The sequence below is a fragment of the Caballeronia sp. LZ065 genome, from assembly GCF_031450975.1.
Taxonomy (GTDB): domain Bacteria; phylum Pseudomonadota; class Gammaproteobacteria; order Burkholderiales; family Burkholderiaceae; genus Caballeronia.
Window position 1 is genome coordinate 821,810 of record NZ_JARUXV010000003.1, and the last position, 10,535, is coordinate 832,344.

The 10,535-nt window shown below is 64.3% G+C and carries 9 protein-coding genes; 6 read left to right on the forward strand and 3 right to left on the reverse strand.

What is annotated here, in order from left to right; all coding sequences use genetic code 11:
• Nucleotides 1–10 precede the first annotated feature (10 nt).
• The 6 genes from QCE63_RS23715 to QCE63_RS23740 all read left to right on the forward strand — a co-directional run bounded on the left by QCE63_RS23715 (nt 11) and on the right by QCE63_RS23740 (nt 7,574).
• Nucleotides 11–343, forward strand: coding sequence for a (2Fe-2S)-binding protein (locus tag QCE63_RS23715; RefSeq protein ID WP_309836411.1), 333 nt, complete (start codon nt 11–13; stop codon nt 341–343).
• Nucleotides 340–1,764 (forward strand): NAD(P)/FAD-dependent oxidoreductase, encoded by a 1,425-nt coding sequence (locus tag QCE63_RS23720; RefSeq protein WP_309836412.1) that lies wholly within the window; start codon nt 340–342, stop codon nt 1,762–1,764. Before QCE63_RS23715 ends, QCE63_RS23720 begins: the two co-directional genes overlap by 4 nt.
• Nucleotides 1,757–2,884, forward strand: coding sequence for an FAD-binding oxidoreductase (locus tag QCE63_RS23725; protein ID WP_309836414.1), 1,128 nt, complete (start codon nt 1,757–1,759; stop codon nt 2,882–2,884). The genes QCE63_RS23720 and QCE63_RS23725 overlap by 8 nt, the downstream gene beginning before the upstream one ends.
• Nucleotides 2,885–2,919: 35 nt before the next feature.
• The gene (locus tag QCE63_RS23730) at nt 2,920–3,966 is read left to right on the forward strand and encodes an ABC transporter substrate-binding protein (RefSeq protein WP_309836416.1); all 1,047 of its coding nucleotides are present in this window, start codon (nt 2,920–2,922) and stop codon (nt 3,964–3,966) included.
• A gap of 548 nt (nt 3,967–4,514) precedes the next feature.
• Nucleotides 4,515–6,134, forward strand: a complete 1,620-nt coding sequence (locus QCE63_RS23735; RefSeq protein ID WP_309836418.1) for a gamma-glutamyltransferase family protein — start codon at nt 4,515–4,517, stop codon at nt 6,132–6,134.
• Between the two features lie 291 nt (nt 6,135–6,425).
• Nucleotides 6,426–7,574 (forward strand): type I restriction endonuclease, encoded by a 1,149-nt coding sequence (locus QCE63_RS23740; protein WP_309836419.1) that lies wholly within the window; start codon nt 6,426–6,428, stop codon nt 7,572–7,574.
• Nucleotides 7,575–7,648: 74 nt separating this feature from the next.
• Here QCE63_RS23740 and QCE63_RS23745 read toward each other — a convergent pair whose 3' ends face one another.
• The 3 genes from QCE63_RS23745 to QCE63_RS23755 form a co-directional block, all read right to left on the reverse strand.
• Complete coding sequence (locus QCE63_RS23745) at nt 7,649–8,386, reverse strand: SDR family oxidoreductase (RefSeq protein ID WP_309836420.1); 738 nt, start codon at nt 8,384–8,386, stop codon at nt 7,649–7,651.
• Between the two features lie 67 nt (nt 8,387–8,453).
• On the reverse strand, nt 8,454–9,251 hold the full coding sequence (locus tag QCE63_RS23750) for an isocitrate lyase/phosphoenolpyruvate mutase family protein (RefSeq protein WP_309836422.1): 798 nt from the start codon (nt 9,249–9,251) through the stop codon (nt 8,454–8,456).
• A gap of 94 nt (nt 9,252–9,345) precedes the next feature.
• Nucleotides 9,346–10,518: an MFS transporter gene (locus QCE63_RS23755; RefSeq protein WP_309836423.1), complete on the reverse strand. Its 1,173-nt coding sequence runs from the start codon at nt 10,516–10,518 to the stop codon at nt 9,346–9,348.
• Nucleotides 10,519–10,535: the final 17 nt, after the last annotated feature.

Consider the following 10,535-nt stretch of genomic DNA (forward strand, 5'->3'; position numbering starts at 1 on the left):
ACGACATTTCATGACTACCCCGACGTCCCGTTGCGCCCCGCAATTCGTCCGTCTGGCGGAAGCCGGACGCGCGCCCGTTCCCTTCATTCTCGACGGCAAGCCGGCGCAAGCCCTCGCGGGCGACACGCTCCTCACCGCGATCCTTGTGCAGCAGCGGCACGTGCGCCACAGCGAGTTCAGCGGCGCGCCGCGTGCGGGCTTCTGCCTGATCGGCGCGTGTCAGGACTGTTGGGTGCGCGGCGAGGACGGCACGCGCATGCGCGCGTGCTCGACACGCATCGAGGCGGGCATGCGCATCGTCACGCACGCACAACGCACCTTGAACCCGGAGGATGCGCAATGAGCGACGAGCGCCGTGTGGTGATCGTCGGCGCGGGCCCAGCGGGGATTCGCGCGGCGCAGACGCTGGTGGGCGCCGGCGTCCGGCCCGTGGTCATCGATGAAAATCCGCGCTGGGGCGGACAGATTTATCGCCAGCCGCCGGCGGACGCGGGCTTCACGCGCGCGAAGTCCACGCTGTACGGTTTCGAAGCCCGCAAGGCCGATGCCGTGCATCGTGCGTTTGCCGCGCTCCTGCCCGAGATCGACTATCGTCCCGGCACGCTGGTCTGGTCATGCGAAGCGAACCGGCTCGATACGCTCCACGCAGGTCGCGAAGCCAGCGTGCCGTTCACGCATCTGCTCATCGCGAGCGGCGCGACCGATCGCGTCATGCCGCTCCCCGGTTGGACCCTCGCAGGCGTCTACACGCTCGGCGGCGCGCAGGTCGCGCTGAAGTCGCAAGGTTGTGCGATCGGCGCGCGCATCGTGCTGGCGGGAACGGGGCCATTGCTCTATCTCGTCGCCTATCAATACATGAAGGCAGGCGCGCAGATCGCCGCCGTGCTCGATACCAGTCCGCTCGCACGGCAGGCCGCCGCAGCGCCGCGCATGCTCAGCCAGCCCGCAACGTTCGCGAAGGGCCTCTATTACGTTGCATGGTTGCAGGCGCGCGGCGTGCGTATCGAGCGCGGCGTGACGCTCGATGCCATCGAAGGCGAAGACGCCGTGCGTGCGATACGCTGGCGCACACCTCGCGGCGAGGCGCGCACGCTGGACTGCGATGCAGTCGGCATCAGTTTCGGTCTGCGTCCGGAGACTCAACTCGCCGATCTCGCCGGTTGCCGCTTCCGTTTCGATGCGCTCAATCGCTGCTGGATTCCGGAACGCGATGCGGCCGGCCGCAGTTCGGTGCGCAACGTGTATCTCGCGGGCGACGGCGCAGGCATCGCCGGGGCGGACGCCGCCGAACTCGCGGGCCAACGTGCGGCGCTCGCGCTGATCGAAGACTCCGGCATCATGACGCATCGTCATAGCCAGCCCGATGCCGCGCGACTCGAACGACAACTCGCGCGCATCGGCGCGTTTCGCGTCGGGATCGAGCAGGCGTTCGCGCCGCCCGATCATGCCGCCCAAAGCTGGCCCGATGATCTCGTGATCTGCCGCTGCGAGGACGTCACCGCGGGCACGCTGCGCGCGTGCGTGCGCAGCGGCCTCGCCACCGAAGTGAACCGGCTGAAGGCGCTTACGCGCATCGGCATGGGCCGCTGCCAGGGGCGCATGTGCGGCGAAGCGGCCGTGGCGCTGCTCGCAGCCGAAACCGGCAAACAGGCTTTCGAAGTCGGCAGATTGCGCAGCCAGGCGCCCATCAAACCCATTCCCATCACGCCGATGCTCTACGACGACGGCGTGCAGGTCCAGCCTGAGGAAGCCCACGATGAGTGATGCGCGTCACTACGATATCGTCATCGCGGGCGGCGGCCTTGTCGGGTCATCCACGGCGCTTGCGTTGGCATTGCAAGGCCTGCGGGTTGCGCTGATCGAACGACGCTTCTGTGGCGCGCAGGCGAGCGGCGTGAACTATGGCGGCGTGCGCACACAAGGCCGCAGTCCCGAGCAGATGCCGCTCGCGGTGCGCGCGCGACGCGTTTATGCCCGCTTGCCCGAGCTGATCGGGATCGATGGCGAGCTGGTGGTGTCGGGTCATCTGCGGCTCGCACGCCGCGAAGCCGATCTCGATGTGCTCGACCAATGGTCCGCGATGGCACGCGAGCACGGCGTCGAATCGCAGGTGTTGCGCGGCGCGGAGTTTCGCAAGCGTTATCCGTGGCTGGGTCCGGCGGCGATCGGCGGATCGCTTTGTCCGAGCGATGGTCATGCGAATCCGCGTCTCGTCTCGCCGGGCTTTGCGCATGCGGCGCGTCGCGCCGGTGTCGACGTGCGCGAGCAGACCGAGCTCGCCGATATCGTCTTCGACGGCACGCGCTTCCAGATGCGCGCGGGCGACCGCCGCATCAGCTCGGACTGGCTCGTCAACAGCGCGGGCGCGTGGGCCAATCGTATTGCGGGCAGCTTCGGCGAGACCGTGCCGATGAAGCCCATCTATCCGAACATGTGGGTGACCGAGCCGCTGCCGCGCTTCATCGGCCACAGTCTCGGCGTAGTAGGCGGCGGGGTGTATGCGCGGCAGGTGGAGCGCGGCAATTGCGTGATCGGCGGCGGCCGCGGTCATGGCGACGGCGAGTATGCCCAGCCCTCCACCGCGACCACGCGCGCTGTCATGCGCGATGCCTGCGCGCTGCTGCCCGCGCTGCGCGATGCGCTGTTGATCCGCACCTGGAGCGGCGTGGAAGGCGAAACGCCGGACAGCAATCCGGTCATCGGCCTGAGCCGCACCACGCCGCGTCTGCTGCATGCATTCGGTTTTTCGGGCGGAGGCTTTTTGCTTGCGCCCGGCGTCGGCGAGGTGCTCGCCGAACTCGTCACGCAAGGCGAGACCCGCACGCCGATCGACGCGTTCTCGATTCAACGCTTCACCCGGATGCCGCTCTCCGCTGCTCACTAACCCCAAACGCAATCGCCATAACAAGGACAATCACGATGAACCTGCCCCGCACACTCGCCTCCGTTGCCGCGCTCGTCGCGTTCGGCGTCACGTCGCAAGCCTGGTCGCAGAGCAAGACGATCTACATCGGCATGAACGGTGGACCGATGGAGAAGGCCTACACCAGCCAGGTGCTGCCCGACTTCGAGAAAGCCAACAACGTCAAGGTCGTGGTGGTGCCCGGCACGTCGTCGGACGTGCTTGCGAAGCTGCTCGCGAACCGCAACAGTCCGCAGATCCACGCCGCGTTCCTCGACGACGGCGTGATGGCGCGCGCGGTCAGCATGGGCGTCTGCCAGAAGCTCGACGACGCGCCCGTGCTCAAGGAACTCTATCCGTTCGCGCGTCTGAAGGATGACATGGGCGCGGGCGTGCAGCTCGGCATGACGGGCATCGGCTACAACACTAAGCTGTTCAAGGAAAAGGGCTGGGCGCCGCCGACTTCGTGGATGGACTTCGCCGATCCGAAATACAAGGGCAAGGTCGTGTTCCAGTCGGCGTCCAGCAGCACGTTCGGCCTGCATGGTTTCCTCGCGATCAACCGTCTGCTCGGCGGAAGCGAGAAGAATGTCGAGCCGGGCTTCAGCAAATGGGCGTCGACGGTCGGCCCGAATGTCGTCGAATACATTCCGAACTCGGCGAAGCTCTCCGAGATGATCACGACGGGCGAAGCGGGATTGTTTCCGCTCACGCCGACCGCCATCGGCGACCTGAAGGACAAGGGCCTGCCGGTGGCCTACGTCGCGCCGAAGGAAGGCGCGGTGTTGCTGCTGGTCGATCTGTGCGTCGTGAAGAACAATCCCGATCCGGCGCTTGCGCAGAAGCTCGCGCAATATCTGCTGTCGGCGCCCGCGCAGACCAAGGCGGCCGAAGCCGGCAAGCAGATCCCCACGAACTCGCACGCGAAGATGACGCCGGATATGGAGAAGAATCTCGGCGACCTGAATACGCTCGTGAAGAAAGTGACGGTGGTGGACTGGGACACCATCAATGCGAACCGCGCGCAGTGGGATCAGCGCTGGAATCAGCAGATCGAGAAGTAAGCAGGTTCGGGCTGGGCGGCGGCGCGGCAGCGCTTTCCCTTCTCGAGTCCTTGCATGATTCAGGACCGAACGGAGGCTGCTGTAGTCGCTCGTCCACGGACTGAAGACGCTTGCGGAACGACCGGTTCCGCTTTTTTTTTGCAACAGCGGGTGCTTCGTGAGCGAGACGTCGCGATCGGGCACGAGCGCCCGTGCTTCGCTCGCCTCTTCCGGCGCGCTTCCGTACCGCCTCAAAGACCTGAGCGGTCAATTCCGATAAAAAGCTGAACGCGTTTCGCGAAATACTCGCGAATTGCGGATCGGTTTCGTAAAGCCCTTATACAGCTGCCGGGGGTTCAAAAGCGCGCCGTCTGATGGGCACGGAGACAGTCGGGTACGCGCGATCCGCCGTGCGCCGTATGCAGAGCGCTTCATTGTGCCCGGCCAACAGCGGCTGAATCCCACCATGCCGCGGTTTCATTGGACGCGATTCTTTCGGCCACCGACAATGAGGCAAAACGCGCCAGAACCTCGCGCATCTGCCTCTCAATCATTCCGAACGCGCCCTCATGAACTTCCAGCACTCCAACCCCTCGCGCGGCACCCGCGGCATGGCTGTCGCGCCGCATTCGCTCGCGACGCAAAGCGCCCTCGCCGTGCTGCGCGAAGGCGGCAATGCAGTCGAAGCGATGATCTCCGCCGCCGCCACCATCGCGGTGGTCTATCCGCACATGAACGGTATCGGCGGGGACGGCTTCTGGCTGATCTCGCGTCCGGGCGAGCCGCCCGTCGGCATCGAAGCGTGCGGGTCCGCCGCCTCGGCCGCGAGCATCGAACGATATCGCGCGCTCGGACTCGACCGCATTCCGCATCGCGGCGCGCTGGCGGCGAACACGATGGCCGGCACCGTATCGGGATGGAAGACCGCATTCGACTGGTCCGCGAACACGCTCGGCGGCCGCCTGCCGGTCGCGCGCCTGCTCGACGACGCCATTTCCTACGCCACCCACGGCGTGCCCGTCACCGACAGCCAGGCGCGCTGCGTCGCGGCCAAGCGCAGCGAACTGGAGAACGTGCCGGGCTTCGCCGAAACCTTCATGCCCGACGCACTCGATAGCGCCCCGCCACGCGCCGGCGCCCGCTTCACGCAGCCGCGCATGGCCGCGACCCTCGCGCAGCTTGTTCGTAACGGTCTCGACGACTTCTATCGCGGCGATCTCGCGCGCACACTCGCGCAGGAACTGGGCGCACTCGGCAGCCCGCTTGCGCTGGAGGACTTCGAGCGGCATCGCGCGCGCCTGGTGACGCCGCTCGCGCTCACGCATTCGCTCGGCACGGTCTACAACATGCCGCCGCCCACACAGGGACTCGTGTCACTGCTCATTGTCGGATTGCTGGACCGCGTGTTGCGCGACGACATGGATCCGCTTGGCCCCGAGTATGTGCATGCGTGCGTCGAAGCGACCAAGCTCGCCTTCAGGATCCGCGATGCGCACATCACCGATCCCGATCACATGGACGTCGATCCGCAGACTCTGCTCGATCCCGCCCGCCTCGACACCCTCGCCGCGCAGATCTCTTCCACGCAGGCCGCGCCGTGGGGCAACGGACGCGGTCCCGCCGATACCGTATGGCTCGGCGTCGTCGATGGTGATGGCGTCGCCGTGAGCTTCATCCAGAGCATCTATCACGAGTTCGGCAGCGGCGTCGTCCTGCCGGGTTCGGGCGTGAACTGGCAGAACCGCGGCTGCAGCTTCTCACTCGACGCTGCCTCGCTCAATCCGCTGATGCCGGGCAGGCGTCCGTTCCACACGCTGAATCCCGCCCTGGCGCGCTTCGCCGATGGACGCGTGATGGTCTACGGCAACATGGGCGGCGATGGCCAGCCGCAATCGCAAAGCGCGGTGTTCACGCGCATCGCGCGGTATGGCTGGAATCCGCAATCGGCCATCGACGCGCCGCGTTGGCTGCTCGGCCGCACTTGGGGACAGGCAAGCGATTCGCTGAAGCTGGAAGCGCGTTTCGGCGATGCAACCGTGGCCGCGCTGCGCCAGCTCGGTCATGAAGTCGATGTCCTGCTGCCCTACGACGAAACCATGGGTCACGCCGGGGCCATCATCCGCTACCCGAACGGCTGCTTCGAAGGCGGCCACGATCCGCGCAGCGACGGCGCGGCGATTGGTTGGTAAGTCTCCAAGCAAGGCAGTGCACCAGTTTCTTCCGGTGCACTGGAGCAAGATGCATCGACAAACCCAAGGCCTCGACTTAATCCCGCTACCTCCGGGTTCGCGGCGGTTGGCAAGGCGTGCCGTCTTCGGATCGTCCTCGCGCCCTTACCCGGTCGCTTGAACCGGTACGCGCCGCACACACATACCCAACACCACAATCAAGCTGTAACGCAATCAGAAAAATTCGATTTCTGAAGCTTCGTTGCACCCTTACAAAGCTTGACATTCTTTGACGTTCACAAAGGACGGATCGTGGGACTCTCGCGCGGGATCGATTCGTCTGAAAACGGAGAAGAAGAGAAAATGGATTTCATCGATGAAGTGAGGACTTTGGCAGCACGCATCGCAACTGCAAAAGATATGGTGCAAACCGAAGAGGCAACCAAGAATGCCATGGTGATGCCGTTCATCCATCTGCTGGGATATAACGTCTTTGATCCTCTTGAGGTGACGCCTGAACTGATCGCTGATGTTGGCACGAAGAAAGGCGAGAAGGTGGACTATGCGATCCTGAAAGACGGCAAACCAATCATGCTGTTCGAGTGCAAAAAATCCGGCGGCGATCTGAACATCAATCATGCGAGCCAGCTTTTCCGCTATTTCCACGTTACGGAAGCACGATTCGGGGTATTGACAAATGGTCTCGTCTATCGGTTCTTCACTGATCTTGAACAGCCGAACAAGATGGACGAGAAGCCGTTTTTCGAATTCAATATCGTTGACTTTCGTGACCAGGATGTCGATGAGCTGAAGAAATTCGCCAAAGCTGCGTTTGACCTCGAAAATATCCTGACCACGGCAAACCACCTCAAATATACGCGTGCAATCAAGAATACCCTGAACGAATGGATGGCTGAGCCTCCCGAGGAATTCGTCCGGCTCGTGTCTGCGGAATTCCTGGCCGGCAAACATTTCAGGACCACAGTGAAGGATCAATTTACGCAGATCACGAAACACGCTTTTCAGCAACTGGTGGCTGACAAGATCAATGGTCGTCTCAAGGGAGCAATGACGCCGGAACCGGCGTTGCTTCCAGCGGCTCCACAGGCAGGGAGCGACACGGCGTCCGGTGATGCATCCGAGCCGACTGCTATCGAGGTCGAGGCATTCCAGATTATCCGGGCAATCCTGCGGCCGGTCATATCGCCAAGGATGGTGGCGATGCGCGGCGCGGCAAGCTATTGCGCGATTCTCTTTGACGATAACAATCGCAAACCCATCTGCAGATTGCGGTTCAAGAATGAAAGCCGGCTTGTGATCGGCGTGTTCGACGACAAGAAGGAAGAGGATCGGGTGCATCTGGAGAATCTGGATGCCATTTTTGAGCTTTCCGATAGATTGAAAGCCTGCGCGAGCTCATACACAAAACCTGCCCGCGAGGACGAAAGCGCTGTCGCATAGTTGTCTCGATGTTTGAGCCGGCGCCGCCGTCGTGCAGGACGATAGCGGGCCGGTGTACAAAAACACCCTCGTCTTCAGGCGTTCGCGCCGCCATCCACCGTGAGCGTCGCGCCGGTGATGTAGCCGGCGTTCGCGCTCGCCAGGAAGACCACCGCCTGCGCGATATCCTCGCCCGTGCCGTAGTCGCCGGTGGCCGTCAGCGCTTTCAGCGTCGGCCCGAACGGACCTTCCACCGGATTCATGTCCGTATTGATTGAGCCGGGCTGCACGAGGTTCGCGGTGATCCGCTGCGGACCGAGTTCTCTCGCCAGGCCCTGCGTGAACGCCACGAGCGCGGACTTCGACGCGGAATAGACGCCAAGCAACGAAGCGGGAACCCGGTCCGCGAAGTAGCTGCCAATCGAAATCACGCGGCCACCCGCCTTCAGGTGCGGAATCGCCGCCTTCGCTGCAAGGATCGGGGCGCGCACGTTCACGTTCAGCGTCGCGTCGATATCTTCGAGCGAAATGTCCTTCACATCGCCCATGCGCAAGATGCCGGCGTTGTTGACCAGGATATCGAGCCCGCCCAGCGCCTCCGCCGTCTTCTGCACCGATGCGTGGATCGCCGCCGCATCCGCGCTGTTCGCCTGAATCGCGACGCCACGGCGGCCTTCCGCCTCGATCGCCTGCACAACCTGCGCGGCCTGTTCCGCCGACTTCTCATACGTGATTGCAACGTCCGCGCCGGCCGCCGCCAGAGCCTTCGCAATTGAAGCGCCGATACCACGGCTTGCGCCGGTCACCAGCGCGCGTTTTCCTTCGAGCATCATGTCCTTCTCCAGAGTGGTTTATTGAATGCAACATCGCGAAGGGCGTGGTTCCGCCCCTGCCGATCCATCAGTTGAACAATCCTTGAATTTCGCCGTACGGCAGGGGCGTGTCGTCGAGCGCCTCGGAACGGCCATGCGCGAGGAAGTCCACGGCCAAGGCCTTCGTCCTGCCGAGCACCACTTGCGCGATGCCGCTGCCCGCGCTGAGCCGTCGCACGCCGAGTGTCCCGAGCGTCGCGGCATCGGGCAGGCCCGGCAGCGCCATCACGTTCAACGGCAGCCGGATGTCCCGCACAACCGTCTCGATGTCGGACGGCCGCGTCAGCGCCGGAACGAACAGGCCGTCCGCACCGGCTGATGCATATAGGCCGCCGCGCGCAATCGCCTCCTGCGGCTGCTTCGCCGGTTCGACGAGGCTCGCAAGAAACACGTCGCTGCGCGCGTTGACGAAGAGGTCCAGGCCGGCGTTCGTCACGGCTGCCTTGATCGCCTCGATCTTCGCGGCCAGCAGCGACGCCGGGTCCGGTCCGTCTTCGATGTTGATGCCCGCAATCCCCAGATCCGCCAGCCGCAGCACGTGTTCCGCGACGGTCTTCGGATCGTCGGCATAGCCGTGTTCGACATCCACCGACAATGGCACCGCGAGGACGCGCACGATCCGTCGAACGGAGGCGAGGACTTCATCGAACGGCAGCATGCGGCCGTCGGGATAACCAAGCGCCCATGCAAATCCCGCGCTGGTCGTTGCAATCGCCGATGCTCCCTGAGCCTCGATGAGCCGCGCGCTGCCCGCATCCCATGCATTCGGCAATAGAAGGGGCGTCGATTGACTGTGCAAGCTGCGAAACGTCTCTACCTTGGACATGACTGTTTCCTCAGAAGTGAATTTTGAATGTCGAATGCAAAGAACTTGATTGAATCTTGAATGCAAAAAACCTGCATGAAAGCGGTGGCCGGATTCAGGCCGCCGCCGTGCACTTTGAACCTGCGAACGATGCGATGCGGCGCGTCGCCAGCCCGGAGACCAGGATCGCGATCACCACCGGAACCGCGGCGAGATAGCCCAGGCTGTGGCTCCCCGTCAGCGGGATCACGGCGGCGCCCAGCGTACCGGCAATCGACACGCCCACATACGTCGCCGACGTGTTGAGGCCGACCAGCACGGCGGTCATCGGCGGGTTGAGGCTTGCGAGGCGGAATTGCTGCGGCACCAGCACGCCCCACGCACAGGCGCCCCACACCGTCACCGCGAGCGCAGCACTCCACAGATGCGCGCTGGTGAACGGCAAAGTGAAGATGACCAGCGCGACGATCGTCAGCTTGATCACCACCACCTTGTGCGAGCCGATCCGGTCCAGCACGCGCCCCGTCAGCAGGTTCGAGAACGTCCCGGCCAGGCCCCAGAGCACCAGCAGCCCGCCCAGCACCAACGGGCTGTGGCCGGTCGCACGGTCGAACACCACCGCGAAGTAGCTGAAGATGATGAAGGTGCCGATCTGCGCCAGTACCGTTGTTGCAAGTGTCAGTCCGACGCGCGCATCGGTCAGCGGCGACAGTCGTTGACGCAGCGAGATGGCCGGCGGTAGCGGCACCTCGGGCATGAACGCGAGAATGCCCACGAATGCCCCGGCGCCGAGCGCAGCGACCAGCACCATCGTCCAGTGCCAGCCCGCCAGGCCGCCGATGACTGCGCCGATCGGCGAGCCGAGTGCGGTCGCCGTGGTCAGGCCCGCCACGATGATCGACAGTGCATAGCCGCGCCGCTCCGGGGGCACCAATGCTGCGGCGGTGCCGCTGGCGGTCGGCGAGAACATCGCCGCGCCGAGTCCCGCCAGCGCGCGCGTGGCCAGTGCCAGCCCCAGGTTCGGTGCCACGATGGTGCCGAGGTTGGCCACGACAAAGAGCCCGATGCCGCTCAGAAGCAGACGTTTGCGGCTGACGTTCGCGGCCAGTGCGGCGATGGTCGGTCCCAGCAGTGCATAGCTAAGCGCATAGACGCTGATGAGCTGTCCCGCCGCGCCGATGCTCACGTCGAACGAACGGGCGATTTCAGGCAGGATGCCCGCGAAGACGAAGCTGTCCGTGCCGAGCGCGAACATGCCGAGCGCGAGCGTAAGTAGACGACGATCCATTTCGATGTCTCCCGAAG